Raw genomic sequence first — 21,582 nt, forward strand, 5'->3', positions numbered from 1 at the left:
GTGGCGGGCCGCCGTCGTCGTCCCGGCTGCCTAGCAGCCGCTGATGCTCACGCCGCGGGCGCGCAGCCACGGCACCGGGTCGACCTGACCGCCGTACATCGACCCGGACGGGTGCACCTCGAAGTGCAGGTGCGGGCCGGTGGACTGGCCGCGGTTGCCGACCTCGGCGATGAGCTCACCGGCGTCCACCCGCTCACCCGTCTCGACGTACTCGGTGTTGACGTGCCCGTAGACGGTGACCGCGCCGTCGTTGCCGCGGATGTAGACCGCCAGGCCGAAGCCGGTGGCCGGGCCGGTGCGGACGACGGTGCCCGAGGTGGCCGCGTAGATCGGCGTCCCGATGGGAGCGGCGATGTCGACGCCGCCGTGCAGGGTGCCCCAGCGGAAGCCGTAGCAGCTCGACGTGCGGCCCGAGGTGGGCTTGACGTAGCCGTAGCCACCGACGGCCGCCGACCCGGAGGAGCCGGAGCCGCCCGACGAGGACGACGAGGAGGACGAGGAGGACGACGACGACGAGGAGGCCGAGGACGACGACGCGCTCGCGGCGGCGGCCCGGGCGGCGGCCGCGGCGGCGGCGGCCTCCTCGGCGGCGCGGGCGGCGGCCGCGGCGGCGGCGGCCTCCTCGGCGGCCTTCTGCCGCTGCCACTCCTGGTAGGCGTCGCGGGCGCCCTGCAGCTCGAGCAGCTGGATCTGGGCGGCCTGCAGCTGGGCGTCGAGGTCGGTCTTGTGCGCGGTGGCCGCCTCGACGGCGTCCTGCTGGACGGCCACCTGCGCGTCGGCCGCATCCTTGGCGGCGGCGGCCTGCTCCTCGGCGGCGGCCATCTCGTCGCGGGTGACGCGGGCGGCGGACTCGGCGTTGGCCTGCTGCACCCGGGCGACCTCGAGCTCGTCGAGGACGTCGACCTGCGTGGAGGCGACGTAGTCGAGCATCGCCGCCCGCTGGACCAGCTCGCCGGGACCGGCGGAGTCGAGCAGCGCGGCGGCGGTGGTCAGGGTGGCGCCGTTGACGTAGCTGTCGCGGGCGAAGCCGGCGATGCGGGTGAGCGCGGCGTCGACGGCACCGGTGGCGGCCGCGAGGTCGGCGGCGGCCTGCTCGGCGGCGGCCTGCGCCAGCGTCAGGGCCTCCTCGGCGGCCAGGTAGGCGGTGCCGGCGGCCTCGGCCTGGAGGGCGAGGCGCTCGAGCTCGGTCTGCGCGACGGCCAGTTCGGCCTGCAGCCGGCCGACCTCCGCGGCGGCGGCGTCCTGCGCGCCCTGCGCGTCGGCGATCTGCTCGTCGCTCGGGTTGACCGGAGGCGCGGGGGCGGCCAGCGCCGGACCGGCGCCACCCACCAGCAGGGCACCGGCGAGCAGGCCGACGAGTGCGCCGCGCACGCCCCGCCGCCCGTGGGCCGCGGTGGCGGGGCCGGGCGTGCGCCGGCCGGATCGGCCCTGCGACATGGATCGCTCCCTGGGGAAGAGGGGTGGCGGGGACCGGCGCAGCATCGCACCGGTGACGGGCTGTCACTGGAGCAACACGCACCACCGTCGTCACACCGTGACCACGGGACCCGGGTCCCCCATCCGTCACATCTCTTGTCGTCACCCCGACGGAGGACCTTGAGCGCTGCGCGGGTGTTTCCCACGTCACGGTCGTCCCGGGCGCGTGTCTAGGCTCCGGGACCGTGGTGGACGTCTTCGCAGCCGGTGCCGAACAGGTCGTCTTCTGCTCCGACCCCGCGTCGGGGCTGCGGGCGGTGATCGCCGTCCACTCCACGGCGCTGGGCCCCGCCCTCGGCGGCACGCGGTTCCACCCCTACGCCGGCGAGGACGACGCGGTCGCCGACGCGCTGCGGCTGGCCCGCGCGATGTCCTACAAGAACAGCCTCGCCGGGCTCGACCTCGGTGGCGGCAAGGCCGTCGTCATCGGCGACCCGCGCACCGACAAGACCGAGCCGCTGCTGCGCGCCTACGGCCGGTTCGTCGAGTCGCTGGGCGGGCGCTACCTGACCGCCTGCGACGTCGGCACCACCAACGCCGACCTCGACGTCGTCGCGCGCGAGACCCGCTTCGCCCACGGCCGCTCCGAGGTGCTCGGCGGGTGCGGCGACTCCTCGGTGCTCACCGCCTTCGGCGTGTTCCAGGGCATGCGGGCAGCCGCGCAGCACCGCTGGGGCTCCCCCACCCTGGCCGGGCGGACCGTGGCCGTCGCCGGGGTGGGCAAGGTGGGCAGCTGGCTGGTCGACCGGCTGGTGGCCGACGGCGCCGACGTGGTGGTCACCGACGTCGACCAGGCCGCCGTCGAGCGCGTGCTGGCCCGCCACCCCGGCGTCGACGCCGCCACCGACACCGCGACGCTGGTGCGCACGCCGGCCGACGTCTACGCGCCGTGCGCCCTCGGCGGCGCGCTGGACGACGAGACCGTCGACGTGCTGCAGGCCGAGGTGGTGTGCGGCGGGGCGAACAACCAGCTCGCCCACGAGGCCATCGCCGACGAGCTGGTGGCCCGCGGCGTCCTCTACGCCCCCGACTACCTGGTCAACGCCGGCGGCGTGATCCAGGTCGAGGACGAGCGGCACGGCTTCTCCTTCGCGCGGGCCGAGGCCAAGGCCGCGGGCATCTACGACACCGCGCTGCGGGTGTTCGAGACGGCCGCGGCCGAGGGGGTCTCCCCCGCCGTGGCCGCCGACCGGCTGGCCGAGCAGCGCATCGCCGCGGTCGGGCGGCTGGCCACCATCCGCCTGCCCCGCTGAGGCGGTGGGGCGCCCCGGGCCGTGACCACCACCACGGTCGGGGGACCGTGAGGGGGAGGACCCGTGCCCGCCGTGGATCCGTGTCGTAAGCTCAGTCCAGACACAGTCACTCAGTCGGGGTCGCCACGCGGGCCGTCCAGCCCGTGAGCTGGGCTCCCGTTCTCCGTTATGAGGGGGTCGAGCCGATGGGGCGCGGCCGAGCGAAGGCCAAGCAGACTCGCGTGGCCCGTGAGCTCAAGTACAGCTCACCCAACACCGACCTCTCCGCGCTTCAGCGCGAGCTGGCCGGGTCGCCGTCGACGTACACCGCTCCGGCGGCCAAGGACGACGACGAGGACGACGACGAGTACACCGACCGCTGGGCGGACGACGACGACGACTGGGCCGCCAGTCGCTGACCTGCGTGCCAGCGCAGCGGTCCCTGCCCGACACCGCGCCGTCGTCCCTCCCGGGGGACGACGGCGCGGTGCGGCGTGTCCGCGGCCGGGCAGGTCCGCCCTGTCGCGCCGCGGTGCGTCCTCCCTCACCGCAGCGCGTCCTCCCTCACCGTCCACGGTCCGGTGAGATGCGCCGGGACCAGGTCACCTGATCACGGCGCGGGCACCGCTCAGCGGTAGGAGCCCACCAGGCGCGCGCCGGTGCCCCCGGTGCCGACCGTGCCGGCGACCCACGCGGGCACCCCGCGGGCGGTGAGCAGCGCGACCGCCCGGTCGCCGGCCTCGGCCGCGACGACGGCGACCATGCCGACGCCGCAGTTGAACGCCCGCTCGGACTCCGCCCGCGGCACGCCGTGCTCCTCGAGCAGGTGCACCGCCGCCGGCAGGGCCCAGGTGCCGCGGTCGAGCACGGCCTCCAGGCCCGCGGGGACCACCCGCGCGGTGTTGCCGGCCAGACCGCCCCCGGTGATGTGCGCGAGGGCGTGGACGCCGTCCACACCGAGCTCGGCCAGCAGCGCCAGGCAGTCCAGCGCGTAGACGCGGGTGGGCTCGAGCAGGACGTCGCCCAGCGGCCGGTCCAGCCCGGCCGGGGTGGCGGCGAGGTCCAGCCCGGCGGCCGAGACCACGCGGCGCACCAGCGAGTAGCCGTTGGAGTGGAACCCGCTCGAGGCCATCGCGACGACGACATCCCCGTCGCGGACCCGCTCGGGGCCGAGCACCGCATCGGCCTCGACCACGCCCACCGCGGTGGCGGCCAGGTCGTACTCGTCGGCGTCCATGAGGTCGCCGTGCTCCGCGGTCTCCCCGCCCACCAGCGAGGCACCGGCCTGCTCGCAGCCGGCCGCGATGCCGGTGACGACCGCCGCGATGCGCTCGGGGACGACCTTCCCGCAGGCCACGTAGTCCTGCAGGAACAGCGGCTCGGCGCCGCAGGCCACCAGGTCGTCGACGACCATCGCGACCAGGTCGATGCCCACCGTGTCGTGCCGGTCCAGCGCGCGGGCGAGCGCGATCTTGGTGCCGACGCCGTCGGTGGAGCTGGCCAGCAGCGGCCGCCGGTACCGGGCGGTGTCCAGCGCGAACAGCCCGGCGAACCCGCCGAGGCCGCCGACCACCTCGGGCCGCCGCGTGCGCTCGACCGCCGTCCGCATCAGCGTGACGGCCCGCTCCCCGGCGTCGATGTCGACGCCGGACGCCGCGTAGGTGAACCCGCCCTCCTCGGGCGTACGGCTCACGGACGGCGGAGCGCGTCGTCCGCGCCGCCGGGCACCGAGGGGCTGCCGGCCTGCTGCCCGGTCCAGCCGCTGACCGCCCGCTCGGCCTCCGACATCTTCGGCATCGGCGTGCGGCCGATCCCCTCGAGCAGGTGCTTGCCCAGCACCCCGGAGTCGCCGAGCGCGATCGGGTACTCCCCGGTGAAGCACGCGGTGCACAGCCGGCTGGCCGGCTGCTCGGTGGCCGCGATCAGCCCCTGCTCGGAGACGTAGGCGAGGGAGTCGGCGTTGATCGAGGCGCGCACACCGTCGACGTCGAGGCCGTTGGCGATCAGCTCGGCGCGGCTGGCGAAGTCGATGCCGTAGAAGCACGGCCACTTCACCGGGGGTGAGGAGATGCGCACGTGCACCTCGACCGCGCCGGCCTCGCGCAGCATCCGGATCAGCGCGCGCTGGGTGTTGCCGCGCACGATCGAGTCGTCGACGACGACCAGCCGCTTGCCGCGGATGACGTCGCGCAGCGGGTTGAGCTTGAGCCGGATGCCCAGCTGCCGGATCGTCTGCGAGGGCTGGATGAAGGTGCGCCCGACGTAGGAGTTCTTGACCAGGCCCAGGCCGTAGGGGATGCCGCTGGCCTCGGCGTAGCCCACCGCGGCCGGGGTGCCGGACTCGGGCACCGGGATGACCAGGTCGGCGTCGGCGGGGTGCTCCCTGGCCAGCCGCCGCCCGATCTCGACGCGGGCGGCGTGCACCCCGCGGCCGCCGATCGTGGTGTCGGGCCGGGCGAGGTAGACGTACTCGAACACGCAGCCCTTGGGCTCCGCGGCGGCGAAGTGCTGGCTGCGCAGGCCGTTCTCGTCGATGGCCAGCAGCTCGCCGGGCTCGACCTCGCGGACGACGGAGGCGCCGACGATGTCCAGCGCCGCGGTCTCGCTGGCCACGACCCACCCCCGCTCGAGCCGGCCGAGGACCAGCGGCCGCACGCCCTGCGGGTCGCGGGCGGCGTAGAGCGTGTCCTCGTCCATGAACGTGAGGCTGAAGGCGCCGCGCAGCTGCGGCAGCACCTCCATGGCCGCCGCCTCGACGCTCATGTCCGGCCGCGCGGCGATCAGCGACGTGACCAGGTCGGAGTCGGTGCTCGCGCTGAAGGCACCGGGGACGCCGGCGTCGGCGGCCCGGCCGGCCAGCTCGGCGGTGTTCACCAGGTTGCCGTTGTGGCACAGCGCCAGCCCGGTGCCGGCGTCGGTGGTCCGGAACGTCGGCTGGGCGTTCTCCCACGTGGAGGAGCCGGTCGTCGAGTAGCGGGTGTGGCCGACGGCGAGGTGGCCGCGCAGGCTGCCCAGCGTCGACTCGTCGAACACCTGGCTGACCAGGCCGAGGTCCTTGTAGACCACCACCGAGGCGCCGTCGGACACCGCGATCCCGGCCGCCTCCTGACCGCGGTGCTGGAGGGCGTACAGGCCGAAGTAGGTCAGCTTCGCGACCTCCTCCCCCGGCGCCCAGACACCGAAGACGCCGCAGGCGTCCTGGGGGCCGGGAACAGAGGGGTCGAGGGCGTGCGTCAGCCGTCCGTCACCGCGAGGCACCCCCCGAGCCTACCGGCGCGGCGCGGCCGGCCGGGGTGGCGCCCGACACCCCGGCCCGTCGTTCCCGAGCGGTCCCCACGCCTGCCGGAACCCGGGCCGGGGTACGGGCGTTGCGCATCCGTACACCGAGAGGAGCCGACATGCCCAGCGACCGGCCCGACCCCCAGGAGTTCCTGGAGATGGCCCAGCGCATCCTGCGCGGGCTGTTCGACCAGCCGCGCGGTGCGGACGACACGCGCGACGACGACCCGTGGGCGCGGGCGACGCGGGAGCGCCGTCGCGAGCCCAGCCCGGAGGAGCGGCGCGAGAACCTCACGTTCGCGCTGGCCACGCGCGCCGTCGAGGCGCTCGAGGACCTCGCGCTCAACGTCGCGGCGATCCGCCAGCGCCTGGAGCGGACGACGGTGCAGGAGCCGCGGCCCGAGGACGACGCCGGCCGGGACTGAGCCCGGCCGATTCACCGGACGGTGCTGATCTCCGCGGAGATGCGGGTGTCCTCGCCGTGGCCGGTGTGCACCACCGTGTCGCCGTGCAGGCTCAGCAGCTTGCCGCGGATCGACCGCACGATGGTCGGGTGGTCGCTGAAGCTGCGCCCCGTCGCGCCGGGCCCGCCGTGGAAGAGGGTGTCGCCGGTGAAGACGGCGGCCAGGTCGGGTGCGTGCAGGCAGGTGCTGCCCGGGCTGTGACCCGGGGTGTGCAGCGCGGTCAGCGACGTGCCGGCGACCCGGAACCGGGTGCCCTCGGCCAGCGCCTCGTCCGGGCTCGCGTCCGGGTGCACCACGTCCCACAGCATCCGGTCGGCGGGGTGGAACCAGATCGGCGCGCCGGTGGCCGCGCGCAGGTCGACCGCGGCGGTGATGTGGTCGTTGTGCCCGTGGGTGAGCACGATCGCCGTCACCCGCCGCCCGCCGATGGCCTCGAGGATCGGGTCGGCGCGGTGCGGGGCGTCGATGACGAGCACGTCGTCGTCGTCGCCGACGAGCCAGACGTTGTTGTCGACGTCGAAGTCCTGCCCGTCCAGGGAGAACACGCCACTGATGACGGCCTTGTCGATGCGGGCGGCCATCAGAGGACGACCACGCTGCGCAGGACCTCGCCGGAGTGCATCTTGTCGAACGCGGCCTCCACGTCGTCGAGGCCGATGGTCTCGGTGACGAAGTCGGCCAGGGGGAAGCGGCCCTGCCGGTGCAGGTCGGCGAGCATCGGGAAGTCCCGGGAGGGCAGGCAGTCGCCGTACCAGGAGGACTTGATCGCCCCGCCGCGGCCGAAGAGCTCGATCATCGGCAGCGTCAGCTGCATGTCGGGGGTGGGCACGCCGACCAGCACGACCCGGCCGGCCAGGTCGCGGGCGTAGAAGGCCTGCTCGAACACCTCCGGGCGGCCGACGGCGTCGATCGCGACGTCGACCCCGAACCCGCCCGTGTACCCCTTGATCGCCTCCACGGCGTCCGTCTGCCGCGAGTTCACGGTGTGCGTGGCGCCGAACTGCCGCGCCCACTCCAGCTTCCGGTCGTCGACGTCGACGGCGACGATCGTGGTGGCCCCGGCCAGCCTCGCCCCGGCGATCGCGGCGTCGCCGACGCCGCCGCAGCCGAACACCGCCACCGACTCGCCGCGCTGCACGCCGCCGGTGTTGATCGCCGCACCCACGCCGGCCATCACGCCGCAGCCGAGCAGCCCGGCGGCGGTCGCCGGCGTCTGCGGGTCGACCTTGGTGCACTGGCCGGAGTGGACCAGCGTCTTCTCCACGAACGCGCCGATCCCGAGCGCCGGGGACAGCTCGGTGCCGTCGGCCAGCGTCATCCTCTGCGCGGCGTTGTGCGTGTCGAAGCAGTAGTGCAGCTGCCCCTTGAGGCAGGCCCGGCACTGCCCGCACACCGCCCGCCAGTTGAGCACCACGAAGTCGCCGACGGCCACGTTGGTGACGCCCTCGCCCACGGCGGCCACGGTCCCGGCGGCCTCGTGGCCGAGCAGGAACGGGAAGTCGTCGTTGATGCCGCCCTCGCGGTAGTGCAGGTCGGTGTGGCACACCCCGCACGCCTGCACGTCGACGATCGCCTCACCGGGCCCTGGATCGGGTACCAGGACCGTCTCCACGCCGACCGGTGCTCCCTTGCCGCGGGCGACGACGCCCCTCACCTCGTAGGCCATGCCCGGAGCGTAGGGGTCACCCGATCCGCGGGTCCGAGTTGCCCGTCATCCCATGGCGGGCAACGATGCAGGGCGGCCGTCCCGGGGTCACCTGCCTGACGCGCGGGTTCCCGGTCCCGGCCGTAACGTCCGTCACACGTGTGTCCGAGGGTGCCCCGTGCGCCCGACCGAGCGGAGGTCAGCCCGTGGCGCTACCCGGGTTCCTGCAGCGGGAGCGCATCGTCGCCCGCCCCGGCTTCAATCGCTGGCTCATCCCGCCGGCCGCCCTCGCCGTGCACCTGTGCATCGGCCAGGCCTACGCCACGAGCGTCTACAAGGCCTCCCTCGTCACGCACTTCGACACGACCCTGACCGCCATCGGGATCATCTTCTCGATCGCCATCGTGATGCTGGGGCTCTCGGCGGCCCTCTTCGGCACGTGGGTGGACAGGAACGGCCCGCGGGCGGCGATGTTCACCTCCGCCGTCTTCTGGGTGTCCGGCTTCCTCGTCGGCGGGCTGGGGATCGAGACCCGCCAGCTGTGGCTGGTCTACCTCGGTTACGGCGTCATCGGCGGCATCGGCCTGGGCATCGGCTACATCTCGCCGGTCTCGACGCTGATCAAGTGGTTCCCCGACCGGCCCGGCCTGGCCACCGGCATGGCCATCATGGGCTTCGGCGGCGGTGCGCTGGTCGCCTCGCCGCTGTCCCGGCAGCTGATGAGCTGGTACGACCCGGCCTACGACCCCTCCGTCGCCGGCACCACGCCGAACGGCGACGCCGTCGCGGCCCTCTTCTTCACGCTCGCCGCGCTGTACGCGGTCTTCATGATGTTCGGCGCGTTCATCGTCCGGGTGCCGGCCGACGACTGGAAGCCGGCCGGCTTCGACCCGGCCTCGGTCAAGAAGAAGGCGCTGGTCACCACCGAGAACGTCTCGGCGAACAACGCCATCAAGACCCCGCAGTTCTGGCTGCTGTGGACGGTGCTCTTCTGCAACGTCACCGCGGGCATCGGCATCCTCGAGCAGGCCGCGCCGATGATCCAGGACTTCTTCCGCACCGGGGAGACCTCCACGGTGGCCGCCGCCACCGCCGCCGGCTTCGTCGGCCTCCTCTCGCTGTTCAACATGGCCGGCCGGTTCGCCTGGTCCACGACGTCGGACTTCATCGGGCGCAAGCCGATCTACATGGTCTACCTGGGCGTCGGGATCATCCTGTACGTCATCCTGGCCCTCTTCGGCAGCTCGGCGACCTGGGTCTTCGTGCTCACCGCCGCCATCATCATCAGCTTCTACGGCGGTGGCTTCGCCACGGTCCCGGCCTACCTGCGCGACCTCTTCGGCACCTACCAGGTGGGCGCCATCCACGGCCGGCTGCTGACCGCCTGGGCGGCCGCCGGTGTGGCCGGGCCGCTGATCGTCAACGGCGTGCTGGACACCCAGGGCACCCCGGGGCAGCTGGTCGCGGCGAACTACCGCCCGGCGCTGTTCATCATGGTCGGCCTCCTGGCGGTCGGCTTCGTCGCCAACCTGCTGATCAAGCCGGTCGCGGAGAAGTTCTGGGAGCCGAAGGCCGTCACCCCCGCCACCGCCCGTGCCGACGCCGAACGGAGCCCCGTCCGATGAGCCACACCTCCAGCGACCACCACGGTCAGCGCTCGACCACCCCGGTCGCCTTCATCGCCTTCGCGTGGACCCTCGTCGGGGTGCCGCTGGCCTACGGGCTGTACAACACGGTGAAGGCAGCCGGCGCCCTCTTCGGCGGCTGACCCCCCGCTCCACCCCGCACAGCGCCCCGTCCGCCGGCCGGACGGGGCGCTGTGCCGTCCGGGGCCCCCTCAGCGCAGCGGGCGCAGCGGCAGGTGCCCGGACAGGTCGGCGCGGTTGCCGCTCGCACTGACCGCGCCGCCGGCCACCGCGTCGGCCCACGTGAGCTCCCCGGTCGCCAGCCGCAGCCAGGTGGCCGCGTCGGTCTCCACCACGTTGGGCGGGGTGCCGCGGGTGTGCCGCGGCCCGGGGACCAGCTGGACGGCGACGTGCGGGGGCACCCGCAGCTCCACCGACCGGCCGGGCACCTGCTGGGCCAGCCAGCGGGCGCTCGTCCTCACCGCCGCACCGAGCACCGACCGCGGCGGCTGCCCGGCCTCGCCGGCCAGCCACGGGCGGACGGCGTCGACGGCGGCGCGCAGCTCCTCGGCCGGGATCGGCTGCGGCGCGGGCATCAGCTGCTCGGGACGGCGCCCGCCGGGACGGTGCCCACGGTGGCCTCCGGCGTGCCGAACAGCGCCGGGAGGGTCGCCGTCCACGCGGCGCGCAGCCCGTCCAGCGGCAGCTCGCCGACGCCCTCGACGGCGAGCACGTCCCCGCCCGTCGTCCCCAGCTCGGTGACCGCGACGCCGGCCCACTCGGCCGTCGTCCGCACCGCCTCCGGGTCGGTCGTGGTGACGACGGCGCGGGCACCGGACTCGCTGAACAGCGCGGTGAACGGGTCGTCCCCCACCCGCAGCGTGGCGCCCGTGCCGTAGCGCAGCGCGGACTCGGCCAGCGCCTGCGCGAGGCCGCCGTCGGCGAGGTCGTGGGCGGAGCCGACCAGGCCCTCCCGGCCCAGGGCGCCGAGCAGCTCGCCCAGCGCGCGCTCGGCCGCCAGGTCCACCGCGGGCGGGCGGCCGCCGAGGTGGCCGTGCACGACCGACGCCCACGCCGACCCGCCGAACTCCGGCCGGGTCTCCCCGAGCAGCAGCACGGTCTCGCCCTCGGCGCGCCAGCCGGTGGGCACGCGCGTGCGGACGTCGTCGTGCACGCCCAGGACGCCGATGACCGGGGTGGGGTTGATCGCCACGTCGCCGGTCTGGTTGTAGAGGCTGACGTTGCCGCCGGTGACCGGCAGGCCGAGGTCGCGGCAGGCGTCGGCCAGGCCGCGGACGGCCTCGGCGAACTGCCACATCACCTCGGGCTCCTCCGGGGAGCCGAAGTTCAGGCAGTTGGTGACCGCCAGCGGCCGGGCGCCGCTGACCGCCACGTTGCGGTAGGCCTCGGCGAGGTTGAGCTGTGCGCCGGCGTAGGGGTCCAGCCGCGCGAAGCGGGCGTTGCCGTCGAGGGCGAGCGCGATGCCGCGGTGGGTGTCCTCGTCGATGCGCACCACGCCGGCGTCGTCGGGCTGGGCGAGCACCGTGTTGCCGCGGACGTAGCGGTCGTACTGCTCGGTGACCCAGGTCTTGTCCGCACCGTCGGGGCTGGCGAGCACGGCCAGCCAGTGCGCGGTGAGCTCCTCCGGCGTCTCCGGGCGGGGCAGCGCGGCCGGGTCGTCGGCCCGCAGGTCGTCGAGGTCGGCGGGGCGCCGCAGCGGGCGCTCGTAGACCGGGCCCTCGTGGGCGACGGTGCGCGGCGGGACGTCGACGATCCGCTGACCGTGCCAGTCGACGGTGAGCCGGTCGCCGTCGGTGACCTCGCCGATGACGGTGGCCAGCACGTCCCACTTCTCGCAGACGGCGAGGAAGTCGGCCACCTTCGCCGGCTCGACGATCGCGCACATGCGCTCCTGCGACTCGCTCATCAGGATCTCGGCCGGCGTCAGGGTGCTGTCGCGCAGCGGGACCCGGTCGAGGTCGACGTGCATGCCGCCGGTGCCGGCGCTGGCCAGCTCGGAGGTGGCGCAGGACAGCCCGGCGCCGCCGAGGTCCTGGATCCCGGTGACCAGGTCGGCGGCGAAGATCTCCAGGCAGGCCTCGATGAGCAGCTTCTCGGTGAACGGGTCGCCGACCTGCACGCTCGGGCGCTTGGCCGGGCCGTGCTCGTCGAAGGTCTCCGACGCCAGCACCGACACCCCGCCGATGCCGTCGCCGCCGGTCCGTGCGCCGAACAGCACGACCTTGTTGCCCACGCCCTCGGCCCTGGCCAGCCGCACGTCCTCGTGCCTCATGACGCCGACGCACAGCGCGTTGACCAGCGGGTTGCCGGCGTAGCACTCGTCGAAGAGCAGCTCGCCGCCGATGTTGGGCAGGCCCAGGCAGTTGCCGTAGCCGCCGACGCCGGCGACCACGCCGGGCAGCACGCGGGCGGTGTCGGGGGCGTCGGCGCGGCCGAAGCGCAGCGAGTCCATGACGGCGACCGGTCGGGCGCCCATGGTGAGGATGTCGCGGACGATGCCGCCGACGCCGGTGGCCGCGCCCTGGTAGGGCTCGACGTAGCTCGGGTGGTTGTGCGACTCGACCTTGAAGGTGACCGCGTAGCCGTCCCCGACGTCGACCACCCCGGCGTTCTCGCCGATCCCGACCAGCAGGGCCTCGCTGCGCGGCAGGTCGCCGAACTGCCGCAGGTGCACCTTCGAGCTCTTGTAGGAGCAGTGCTCGCTCCACATCACCGAGTACATGGCCAGCTCGGCGGTGGTGGGCCGGCGGCCGAGGATGTCGCGGATGCGGGCGTACTCGTCGCTCTCGAGCCCCAGCTCGGCCCACGGCTGCTCGTCGTCGGGGGTCTTCGCGGCGACCTCGACGGTGTCGATCTGGCTCATGCGGAGACGGCTGCCTTCAGGACGCTGGTGAAGAAACCCAGGCCGTCGGTGCTCGGCCCGGTGAGGTCCTCGACGGCGTGCTCGGGGTGCGGCATGAGCCCGACCACCCGGCCGTCCTCGCTGGTGACGCCGGCGACGTCGCCCAGGCTGCCGTTGGGGTTGCCGCCGACGTAGCGGACGGCGACCCGCCCCTCGCCCTCCAGCCGCTCGAGCTCGGCCGGCGACGCGACGTAGCGGCCCTCGCCGTTCTTCACCGGGACGACGATCTCCTGGGCCTCGGCGTAGGCCGACGTCCACGCGGTGTCGGCCCGCTCGATGCGCAGCCGCTGGTCGCGGTTGCGGAAGTGCAGGTGGCTGTTGCGGGTGAGCGCGCCGGGGAGCAGCCCGGCCTCGCACAGCACCTGGAAGCCGTTGCAGATGCCCAGCACCGGCATGCCCTGACGGGCCCGGTCGACGACGTCCCGCATCAGCGGCGCCCGGGCGGCGATGGCGCCGGCGCGCAGGTAGTCGCCGTAGGAGAAGCCACCGGGCAGGACGACGGCGTCGACGCCGGCGAGGTCGTGCGACGCGTGCCAGAGGCTGACCGGCTCACCGCCCGCCAGCCGCACCGCGCGGGCGGCGTCGACGTCGTCCAGGGAGCCCGGGAAGGTGATGACACCGATGCGCACGGGGGTCCTTCTCAGTCAGTGGGGAGGTGCAGCTCGACGTCCTCGATGACCGGGTTGGCCAGCAGCGTCTCGGCGATCTGCTTGAGGTCGGCCTCGTCGACGGTGCCCTCCACGTCGAGGACGAAGTGCTTGCCCTGGCGGACGCCGGTCACCTGGGTGTGGCCCAGCCGGCCGAGCGCGCCGAGCACCGCCTGCCCCTGGGGGTCGGAGATCTCCGGCTTGAGGACGACGTCGACGACCACCTGCGGCACGGTTCCCCAGCGTACCGGGGTGGCCGGGGTCACCTCCCGCCGCGCGTCCGTCCCCGTCCCCAGCGCGGGATCTGCACAGTGGTCGTCCTCGGCGCCGGGCGGGCCGCCGGTGTGCAGATCTCGTCGAGCGAGGGCCCGGCGGATCTCCCCGACCACCTCCTGCGGTCGGCCGAGGACGTCGGCCGAGGTGGACCGGAGGACCGTCCACCCGGCGCTGACCAGCCGGTTCTGCCGGCGCAGGTCGTCGACGAAGACGTCCCGCTCACGGTGCCCGTCGCCGTCGAACTCCACGAGCAGCCTGCGGTCGGGCCAGGCGAGGTCGGCGCGGCCGAGGAACCCACCGGCACCGTCGCGGACCACGTGCTGCGGCTCCGGCGCAGGCAGCCCCGCCTCGTGGGCCAGCCACCGCAGGACCGACTCCATCGGCGACTCCGCGCGCGGATCAGCCACGGGCAGCACGGCCCGCGCCCGCGCCGAGCCCCGGCCGGTCGGTCGGTGGTCCACTTCGGCCTGGAGGTCCGGGCGGCTGCACCAGCGGGCGAGCACCTGGTCGGTGACGGCGAGGAGCGCAGCCGGTTCGAGCACCGCCGCCAGGTCGCGCCACGTCCGCCGCGGCGTGGTCACCCGGACGCCGTCCCGGGTCGTCGTGTCGCCGTCGCCCAGGGGTGTGCGGTGGACGACCCGGTCACGGCGTCCGCGGACGGCCGACCCCGTGGCAACGGTCAGGTGGACGCGCAGGTCCTCCCGCCGCAGCGGGACCGCCAGCGCCCACAGCTCTGCAGCGGTCGCGTGACTGACCACCGCCTGCTCGGGTGCGGTCATCAGGACCGCCTCGATCCGCGCAGCCAGGACGCCGGCCACCGCGCGGGGCAGGTAGGTGTCGCGGGACGAGCGGACCACGTCACGGTGACGCAACTGGGTGAGCGGGATGCCGGCTGCTCGCGCGGTCGCCCGGGTCGCGGGTCCGGTCAGGCGGGTCCGAGTGGGGCGGGCGGGCACCGGAGCACCCTGGCCGGTGCACCCCCATCCTCGCCGGCGCTGTCCACAACCAGCCGCGAGATCTGCACAGTGGGGCCTTTCACGGGGCTGATGACCACCAGTGTGCAGATCTCGCGAGAAGGGGGGATCAGAAGCCCGAGACGAGCAGGCGCCAGACCGCCTCGGGGGCCTCCCAGTGGGCGTTGTGCCCGGCGCCCTCGACCAGCACCGCGTCCGGGTCCACCCGCCGCATGGCGTCCGGCCCCACCATCGGGTCGGCCGACCCCGCCGCCAGCCGCAACGGCGCCACCGCCCGCGACAGCACCTCCTCGACCGAGGGGCCGACGGCGCCGAACGCGCGCGGGTCGAACGCGACCGCGAACCCGCCCTCAGGGACCTCGCGGACCCCGGCCAGCGCCACCGGGTGGTCGGGCCCCACCAGGCCGGCCAGCCCGGCCAGCCGCAGGTGCCGCTCGGCGGCCTCGGCGGCGGTGGCGAACACCTGCGGCGGGCGCGCGGCGAGAGCGCGGGCCCGCGCGACCTCGTCGTCCGTCCAGTCGATCTTCACGCCCAGCGCGACGACGCGGGCCACCTCGACGCCGTACCAGCCGCCGGCGAGCACCGCGCCGACGACACCGCCGAAGGAGTGGCCCAGCACGGTCACCCGGGAGGCGCCGGCAGCCAGGGCCGCCACGTCGGCGGCGTGCACCCCGTAGCCGTAGGGCGCCTCGGCGGGCGAGCGGCCGTGCCCGCGCAGGTCGGGCACCGCCCAGGCCCCGGGCCAGTCGCGCTCGACCAGCGGCAGCAGCCGGTCCCACACCGCACCGGTGGCACCCAGCCCGTGCAGCAGCAGGAGCAGGTCGCCGCCGGAGCCGCCGGAGCGGAGGGCCAGGCCCGGACGCGTGCTCATCAGCGGAAGGAAGTGCCCGTGAGCTGCTCGTAGGCGGCCACGTAGCGCTCGCGGGTGGCCGCGACGACGTCGTCCGGGAGCTCCGGCGGCGGGGAGACGCGGTCCCAGCCCGAGGAGGTCAGCCAGTCGCGGACGTACTGCTTGTCGAACGACGGCTGCGCCGCACCCGGCGACCACGACGACGCCGGCCAGAAGCGCGACGAGTCGGGCGTGAGCACCTCGTCGCCGAGCACGAGGGCACCCCCGGAGAGCCCGAACTCGACCTTGGTGTCGGCCAGCACGATGCCGGCGTCGCGGGCGATCTCCGCCCCGCGCCGGTACAGCGCCAGCGTCAGCTCGCGCAGCTCCTCGGCCCGCGCCGCGCCGACGAGCGAGACCACACGGGCGAAGTCGATCGCCTCGTCGTGCTCGCCGACGTCCGCCTTGGTCGACGGCGTGAACACCGGCTCGGGCAGCTGCGACCCCTCGACCAGGCCCGGCGGCAGGACGACGTCGACGATCGCGCCGGTGCGCTCGTACTCCCTGGTCCCGGAGCCCGACAGGTAGCCGCGCGCCACGCACTCGACCGGCAGCATGTCCAGCCGCCGTACCAGCATCGCCCGCCCGGCCACGGACGCCGGCACGTCGGTGGCCGACAGCAGGTGGTGGGTGGCGCCGAAGCGCGCCAGCACCGGCGCCAGCTGGTCGAACCACCACACCGACAGCTGGGTGAGCACCCGCCCCTTGTCGGGGATCGGGGTGGGCAGCACGTGGTCGTAGGCCGAGATCCGGTCGGAGGCCACCAGCAGCAGCCGGTCGCCGCCGGCGTCGTAGACCTCGCGCACCTTGCCGCGCGCGACGAGGGGCAGGTCGAGCGTCACGACAGCGCGGCCAGCCGGTCGAACAGCGGGCCCAGCTGCCGCACGTAGCCCTCGGGCCGGCAGATCGCGTCCAGCCGCGCCTCGTCCAGCGTCACGCCGGAGGACGCCGCGCGGGCGCGGAGGGTCTCGCGGAAGGGCGTGCCGCCGTTCCAGGTCTCCATCGCCGCCGCCTGCACCAGTGCGTAGGCGTCCTCGCGCGACAGTCCGCCCTCCACCAGCTCCAGCAGGACGGCGGAGGTGTAGATCAGCCCGCCGGTGGAGTCGAGGTTGGCGCGCATCCGGTCGGCGTCGACGACCAGGTTCTCCACCAGCCCGGTGGTCAGGTGCAGCAGGTAGTCGGTGGTGATCGCGGCGTCGGGCAGGAACACCCGCTCGGTGGACGAGTGCGAGATGTCGCGCTCGTGCCACAGCGGGATGCCCTCCATCACCGGGACGACGGCGGCGCGCACCACCCGCGCCAGCCCGGCGATGCGCTCGGAGCGGATCGGGTTCTTCTTGTGCGGCATCGCGCTGGAGCCCTTCTGGCCCGAGCCGAAGGCCTCCGAGAGCTCCCGCACCTCGGTGCGCTGCCCGTGCCGCACCTCGAGCGCGACCGCCTCGCACACGGTCGCGATCACCGCCAGCGCCGCCACCCACTCGCTGATGGAGTCGCGGATGACCACCTGGGTGGAGGCGTCGGCCGGCGCGAGGTCCAGCGCCTGCGCGACGGCGACCTCGACCGACGGGTCGATGAGGGAGTACGTGCCGACGGCGCCGGAGATGGCGACGACGCCCACCCGCTCGCGCGCCGCGCGCAGCCGGTCGCGGGACCGGGCCGTCGCGAAGGCGAGGTCGGCGACCCGGTGGCCCCACACGTCGGGCTCGGCGTGCACGCCGTGGGTGCGGCCGACCCGGATCGTGTCGCGGTGGGCCAGCCCGTGGTCGCGCAGCGCCGCCACCAGCCGGTCGGCCTTGGCCAGCAGCACGTCGGTGGCCTCGGTGAGCTGGACGGCGAGCGCGGTGTCGAGCAGGTCCGACGAGGTCATGCCGTGGTGCACGTACGCGGCGGCCGACCGGGGCTCGGTGTTGTCGGCCCAGGCGGTGAGGAAGGCGATGACGTCGTGCTGCGTCGTCTCCTCGATCTCGGCCACGCGCTGCGGCGTCGGCGGCGGGGCGCTGCGCACCGGCCCGACGACGTCGGCGGGCACCCGCCCGGCGGCCGCGTGCGCCTCCAGCACCAGCGTCTCCACGCGGCACCACAGCTCGTACTTGTGCTCGTCGCTCCAGACCCGGCCCATCTCGGGGAGCGTGTAGCGGTCGATCACGCGGGTACCGCCCGCACCCGGTCGGCTCGTCCCTGCTCAGGTCGTCCCAGCACGGAGGCATCCTCCCGCAGGGCTAGCGTGATCGAGAACGGGCCCCACCCACCCTGCGGAGGACCACGATGCTGCGACGGTCCACCCACCTGGTCGCCCGGGCGCGCGAGCGCATCCGCGCCGCGGCCGAGCACGACCCGCACGCCTGGCCCGAGCGCGACGACGACCGGGCGATCCTCGTGCACGACGACGAGCCCCTGCCGCCGGAGGACGACGGCGACGGCGGTGGCGACGGCGGTGGCGACGGCGGTGACGAGCCCCTCGGCAGCCCCGCCGCCGACGCCCCCGACCTCGACGGCCCGCTCGGGCCCGGCGGCGTCAGCGGACCTCCCGAGGGCGGCCGCCCGCACCGTCCCGGCGAGCGCGGGCGCCGGCTGCTCGGGCCCGGGCGCGACGTGCCGCACGGGGAGGCCACCGTCCCCGGCGGCCTGCGCACCGCCGCGGCGTGGTCCTGGCGGGTGATCGCCGTCCTCGCCGGCCTGTACGTGCTGCTCTACGTGGCCGCCCACGTGGCCGTCGTCATCGTCCCGGTGCTGGTGGCGCTGCTGCTGGCGGCGCTGCTGCAGCCGGGCGCGGCCGCGCTCATCCGGCACGGCTGGCCACGGTCGCTGGCGGCGCTGGTCATGCTGCTGGTCGGGCTGGCGGTCGTCGCCGGGATCATCACGCTGGTCGTCCAGCAGGTCACGGCCGGGTTCACCGACCTGGCCGACCAGGTCAGCGAGGGCCTGGTCCAGATCCGGAACTTCGTGGTCGAGACCTTCCCCGTCACGCAGCGGCAGATCGACGAGGGCCTCACCGCCTTCCAGGACTTCGTCGCCGGCAACCAGGAGGAGCTCGCCTCCGGCGCCATCACCACGGCCACCACGGTCGGCGAGGTGTTCACCGGCGTCGTCCTCGCGCTGTTCACGCTGTTCTTCTTCCTCAAGGACGGCCGGTCCATCTGGCTGTGGCTGGTCGGCCTGTTCCCTCGCGACGGCCGCGCCTACGTCGACGAGGCCGCCCGCCGGTCGTGGCGCACGCTCATCTCCTACGTCCGCGCCACCGTCGCCGTCGCCCTGGTCGACGCCGTCGGCATCGGCATCGGGCTGGCCGTCCTCGGCGTCCCGCTGGTGGTCCCCCTGGCGGCGCTGGTCTTCCTCGGCGCCTTCATCCCGATCATCGGGTCGTTCCTCGCCGGGACGGTGGCCGTGCTGGTCGCGCTGGTGGCGGTCGGCCCGATCAAGGCGCTCATCGCGCTGGCCGTCGTGGTGCTGGTCATGCAGCTGGAGGGGCACGTCCTGCAGCCGCTGCTGCTGGGCAAGGCGGTGCACGTGCACCCGCTGGCCGTCGTCCTCGCCATCGCCGCCGGCCTGCTCGTCGCCGGCATCTTCGGCGCACTGATCGCGGTGCCGGTGGTGGCCTGCGCCAACGTGGCCGGCACCTACCTGTCGCGCCGGCACGAGGGGCCGCGCCCGCCGGAGCCGCGCCCGGAGCAGGCCCGCCCCGCGGTGGGCGTGCGCGGTTGAGGGAGGGCGGGCGACCTCAGGGCCGCGGCACGGTGATCCGGCCCTCGACGGCGGCCAGCGCGACGTCGCTGCGCCAGTGCGCGCCGGCCAGCCGCACCCGGGCCACCCGCTCGTAGGCCGCCTGCCGCGCGGCGGCGAGGTCGGCGCCGGTCGCGGTCACCGCGAGCACCCGCCCGCCGGCCGAGCGGACCGTCCCCTCGGCGTCCACCGCGGTGCCCGCGTGCAGCACGCCCTCGCCGTCGGCGCCGGTCACCGGGTCGCCGGTGCGCGGCCGCTCGGGGTAGCCGGACGCCGCGACGACGACGGTCACCGCCGCGCCCGGGCGCCACTGCAGCGGCGGGTGGCCGGCGAGCGTGCCGGTGGCCGCGGCGTGCAGCAGCCCGGCCAGCGGGGTCTCGAGCAGCGGCAGCACCACCTCGGTCTCGGGGTCGCCGAAGCGGGCGTTGAACTCCACCACCCGCACGCCCCGCGGGGTGAGCGCCAGCCCGGCGTAGAGCAGGCCGCAGAACGGCTCGTCCCGGCGGCGCATCTCGTCCACCGTCGGCTGCAGGACCGTGGTCAGCACCTCGTCGACCAGCCCGGGCGGCGCCCACGGCAGCGGCGCGTAGGCCCCCATCCCACCGGTGTTCGGGCCGGCGTCGCCGTCGTCGCGCCGCTTGTGGTCCTGGGCGGGCAGCAGCGGCAGCACCGTCGTACCGTCGGTGACGGCGAACAGCGACACCTCCGGCCCGTCGAGGTACTCCTCCACGAGCACCGCCCCGCCGGCGTCGAGCACCGACCGCCCGTGGGCGACGGCGGCGTCCCGGTCGGTGGTGACCACGACGCCCTTGCCCGCGGCCAGCCCGTCGTCCTTGACCACGTACGGGGACCCGGCCTCGTCGAGCGCGGTCTCCAGCTCCGCGGCCCCCCCCACCGGCCACGAGCGGGCGGTCGGCACGCCGGCGGCGGCCATCACGTGCTTGGCGAAGGACTTGCTGCCCTCGATCTGCGCCGCCTGCGCGGACGGGCCGAAGCAGGCGATCCCGGCCTCCCGGACGGCGTCCGCGGAACCGGCCACCAGCGGCACCTCCGGGCCGACGACGACCAGGTCGGCACCCCAGCCGGTGGCCAGCGCGGCGATCGCCACCGGGTCGGCGACGTCGACCGGCGCGACCTCGGCGATCCGGGCGGTGCCCGCGTTGCCCGGTGCGCAGGCCAGCGCGGTGACCGCGGGGTCGGAGGACAGAGCCACGCACAGGGCGTGCTCCCGGGCACCGGAGCCGACGACGAGCACGCGCACGGACGGCGACCCTACCGATCCGTCCCCGGACCGCTCGCCTGGCGCACCCGGTTCGGCTGCGTCCGCATCGCGCGGTGCAGCGCCTTGACCCGGGCGTGCTCGGCGGCGCGGGCGCGGGCGTCGGCGCGCAGCAGCTGCCGGTGCGCCTCGGCCTGCAGCTTGCGCCAGCCCAGCAGCCGCGCGGGGTCGAGCCGGCCGTCGTCGATGGCGGCCGCGACCGCGCAGCCGGGCTCGGTGCGGTGGGCGCAGTCGCGGAACCGGCACCCGGCAGCGAGCTCGGCGACGTCGGCGTAGGCGGTGTCCACGCCCTCGTCGTCGTAGAGGCCCAGCTCCCGCATGCCGGGGGTGTCCACCAGCAGGCCGCCGCCGGGCAGCACGTGCAGCTCGCGCGCGGTCGTGGTGTGCCGGCCGCGGCCGTCGGCGGTGCGCACCTCGCGGGTGGGCGCCACCTCCTGCCCGGCCAGCGCGTTGGCCAGCGACGACTTCCCGACGCCGGACGGCCCGACCATCGCCGCGGTGCGCCCCGGCCCGAGCAGCGCCCGCACCGCGTCCACGCCCTCCCCCGTGTACGCGCTGACCGCGAGCACCTGCACGCCGATCGCCTCCTCGGCCACCTCCGCCACGGCCGCCGGGACGTCGTCGCACAGGTCGGCCTTGGTGAGCACGACCACCGGGGTCGCCCCGCTGCTCCACGCCACCGCGAGGTAGCGCTCCACCCGGCGGGCGCGGGTCGGGCCGGCCAGCGCGTCGACCACCAGCACGAGGTCGAGGTTGGCGGCGACCACCTGGGCGGCCGACGTCCGCCCGGCGACGGTGCGGGTGAACGCCGAGCGCCGCGGGAGCAGGGCGACGGCGAGCTCGCCGCGCAGCGCCACCCAGTCGCCGACCGCCGGTGCGGCCACGCCGTCGGGGTCGTGCAGCGCGGTCCCCGGGTGCACCCGCCGCTCGCCCCCGGCGGTCAGCACGGTCAGCCGGCCGCGGTCGACCCGGGCCACGCGGGCGGGCTCGGTCCCGGGCGGCAGGTGGTTCAGGAACTCGGCCGACCAGCCGATGGATGAGAGATGCGTCACGCACCGGATGGTCGCCCGCAGGTCAGCACGCCGTCCTCCCATTTCTCGGCGACGCGCCAGCCGTCGTTCGCCATCCCGACACCTCGGTCGGGTGTTCTAGG

General features: G+C 75.2%; 20 protein-coding genes. 6 read left to right on the plus strand and 14 right to left on the minus strand.

What is annotated here, in order from left to right; all coding sequences use genetic code 11:
• Nucleotides 1–30: 30 nt before the first annotated feature.
• Nucleotides 31–1,437, minus strand: coding sequence for a peptidoglycan DD-metalloendopeptidase family protein (locus tag BMZ33_RS21890; RefSeq protein ID WP_091116726.1), 1,407 nt, complete (start codon nucleotides 1,435–1,437; stop codon nucleotides 31–33).
• Between the two features lie 224 nt (nucleotides 1,438–1,661).
• Here BMZ33_RS21890 and BMZ33_RS21895 point away from each other — a divergent pair, with 224 nt between their 5' ends.
• Nucleotides 1,662–2,729: a Glu/Leu/Phe/Val family dehydrogenase gene (locus tag BMZ33_RS21895; RefSeq protein ID WP_169064704.1), complete on the plus strand. Its 1,068-nt coding sequence runs from the start codon at nucleotides 1,662–1,664 to the stop codon at nucleotides 2,727–2,729.
• A 185-nt stretch (nucleotides 2,730–2,914) separates the two neighbouring features.
• Nucleotides 2,915–3,127, plus strand: coding sequence for a DUF3073 domain-containing protein (locus tag BMZ33_RS21900; protein ID WP_091116733.1), 213 nt, complete (start codon nucleotides 2,915–2,917; stop codon nucleotides 3,125–3,127).
• Between the two features lie 209 nt (nucleotides 3,128–3,336).
• On the opposite strand, the gene purM is transcribed toward BMZ33_RS21900, so the two are convergent.
• Entirely contained in the window at nucleotides 3,337–4,401 is a 1,065-nt protein-coding gene (gene purM / locus BMZ33_RS21905; protein ID WP_091116737.1) for a phosphoribosylformylglycinamidine cyclo-ligase, read from the minus strand.
• Nucleotides 4,398–5,966: an amidophosphoribosyltransferase gene (purF, locus tag BMZ33_RS21910; RefSeq protein WP_091116740.1), complete on the minus strand. Its 1,569-nt coding sequence runs from the start codon at nucleotides 5,964–5,966 to the stop codon at nucleotides 4,398–4,400. Before purF ends, purM begins: the two co-directional genes overlap by 4 nt.
• Nucleotides 5,967–6,106: 140 nt before the next feature.
• On the opposite strand from purF, the gene BMZ33_RS21915 reads away from it, so the two are divergent.
• The gene (locus tag BMZ33_RS21915) at nucleotides 6,107–6,412 is read left to right on the plus strand and encodes a hypothetical protein (protein ID WP_091116742.1); all 306 of its coding nucleotides are present in this window, start codon (nucleotides 6,107–6,109) and stop codon (nucleotides 6,410–6,412) included.
• 11 nt (nucleotides 6,413–6,423) lie between these two features.
• Here the strand turns inward: BMZ33_RS21915 and BMZ33_RS21920 are convergent, their stop codons facing one another.
• A complete protein-coding gene (locus tag BMZ33_RS21920; RefSeq protein ID WP_169064706.1) occupies nucleotides 6,424–7,032 on the minus strand; it encodes an MBL fold metallo-hydrolase in 609 nt (202 codons plus the stop codon).
• A complete protein-coding gene (locus tag BMZ33_RS21925) occupies nucleotides 7,032–8,117 on the minus strand; it encodes an S-(hydroxymethyl)mycothiol dehydrogenase (protein ID WP_091116745.1) in 1,086 nt (361 codons plus the stop codon). The genes BMZ33_RS21920 and BMZ33_RS21925 overlap by 1 nt, the downstream gene beginning before the upstream one ends.
• A 185-nt stretch (nucleotides 8,118–8,302) precedes the next feature.
• Between BMZ33_RS21925 and BMZ33_RS21930 the strand changes: the two genes are divergently transcribed.
• Both BMZ33_RS21930 and BMZ33_RS23600 read left to right on the plus strand, forming a co-directional pair.
• Nucleotides 8,303–9,721, plus strand: a complete 1,419-nt coding sequence (locus tag BMZ33_RS21930) for an OFA family MFS transporter (RefSeq protein WP_169064707.1) — start codon at nucleotides 8,303–8,305, stop codon at nucleotides 9,719–9,721.
• Entirely contained in the window at nucleotides 9,718–9,864 is a 147-nt protein-coding gene (locus BMZ33_RS23600) for an MFS transporter small subunit (protein ID WP_169064708.1), read from the plus strand. Before BMZ33_RS21930 ends, BMZ33_RS23600 begins: the two co-directional genes overlap by 4 nt.
• 69 nt (nucleotides 9,865–9,933) lie before the next feature.
• Here BMZ33_RS23600 and BMZ33_RS21935 read toward each other — a convergent pair whose 3' ends face one another.
• The 7 genes from BMZ33_RS21935 to purB form a co-directional block, all read right to left on the minus strand.
• On the minus strand, nucleotides 9,934–10,317 hold the full coding sequence (locus BMZ33_RS21935) for a sterol carrier family protein (RefSeq protein WP_091116753.1): 384 nt from the start codon (nucleotides 10,315–10,317) through the stop codon (nucleotides 9,934–9,936).
• Nucleotides 10,317–12,605 (minus strand): phosphoribosylformylglycinamidine synthase subunit PurL, encoded by a 2,289-nt coding sequence (purL, locus tag BMZ33_RS21940; RefSeq protein ID WP_091116758.1) that lies wholly within the window; start codon nucleotides 12,603–12,605, stop codon nucleotides 10,317–10,319. The genes BMZ33_RS21935 and purL overlap by 1 nt, the downstream gene beginning before the upstream one ends.
• Nucleotides 12,602–13,273 carry a phosphoribosylformylglycinamidine synthase subunit PurQ gene (gene purQ / locus BMZ33_RS21945; protein WP_091116760.1) on the minus strand — a complete coding sequence of 224 codons (672 nt, stop codon included), beginning with the start codon at nucleotides 13,271–13,273 and terminating at the stop codon, nucleotides 12,602–12,604. Before purQ ends, purL begins: the two co-directional genes overlap by 4 nt.
• A gap of 11 nt (nucleotides 13,274–13,284) precedes the next feature.
• On the minus strand, nucleotides 13,285–14,424 hold the full coding sequence (purS, locus tag BMZ33_RS24775; protein ID WP_091116763.1) for a phosphoribosylformylglycinamidine synthase subunit PurS: 1,140 nt from the start codon (nucleotides 14,422–14,424) through the stop codon (nucleotides 13,285–13,287).
• 226 nt (nucleotides 14,425–14,650) lie between these two features.
• Nucleotides 14,651–15,412: an alpha/beta fold hydrolase gene (locus BMZ33_RS21955; protein ID WP_169064709.1), complete on the minus strand. Its 762-nt coding sequence runs from the start codon at nucleotides 15,410–15,412 to the stop codon at nucleotides 14,651–14,653.
• Nucleotides 15,412–16,272, minus strand: a complete 861-nt coding sequence (locus tag BMZ33_RS21960) for a phosphoribosylaminoimidazolesuccinocarboxamide synthase (protein WP_091116767.1) — start codon at nucleotides 16,270–16,272, stop codon at nucleotides 15,412–15,414. Before BMZ33_RS21960 ends, BMZ33_RS21955 begins: the two co-directional genes overlap by 1 nt.
• Nucleotides 16,269–17,576: an adenylosuccinate lyase gene (purB, locus tag BMZ33_RS21965; RefSeq protein WP_091116771.1), complete on the minus strand. Its 1,308-nt coding sequence runs from the start codon at nucleotides 17,574–17,576 to the stop codon at nucleotides 16,269–16,271. The genes BMZ33_RS21960 and purB overlap by 4 nt, the downstream gene beginning before the upstream one ends.
• A 119-nt stretch (nucleotides 17,577–17,695) precedes the next feature.
• Here purB and BMZ33_RS21970 point away from each other — a divergent pair, with 119 nt between their 5' ends.
• The gene (locus BMZ33_RS21970) at nucleotides 17,696–19,132 is read left to right on the plus strand and encodes an AI-2E family transporter (RefSeq protein ID WP_091116775.1); all 1,437 of its coding nucleotides are present in this window, start codon (nucleotides 17,696–17,698) and stop codon (nucleotides 19,130–19,132) included.
• A 16-nt stretch (nucleotides 19,133–19,148) separates the two neighbouring features.
• Here BMZ33_RS21970 and purD read toward each other — a convergent pair whose 3' ends face one another.
• Both purD and rsgA read right to left on the minus strand, forming a co-directional pair.
• Nucleotides 19,149–20,411, minus strand: coding sequence for a phosphoribosylamine--glycine ligase (purD, locus tag BMZ33_RS21975; protein ID WP_091116779.1), 1,263 nt, complete (start codon nucleotides 20,409–20,411; stop codon nucleotides 19,149–19,151).
• An 11-nt stretch (nucleotides 20,412–20,422) separates the two neighbouring features.
• On the minus strand, nucleotides 20,423–21,481 hold the full coding sequence (rsgA, locus tag BMZ33_RS21980) for a ribosome small subunit-dependent GTPase A (protein ID WP_091116782.1): 1,059 nt from the start codon (nucleotides 21,479–21,481) through the stop codon (nucleotides 20,423–20,425).
• Nucleotides 21,482–21,582: the final 101 nt, after the last annotated feature.

The sequence above is a fragment of the Geodermatophilus dictyosporus genome (assembly GCF_900115505.1).
GTDB classification, from domain to species: Bacteria; Actinomycetota; Actinomycetes; order Mycobacteriales; family Geodermatophilaceae; genus Geodermatophilus; species Geodermatophilus dictyosporus.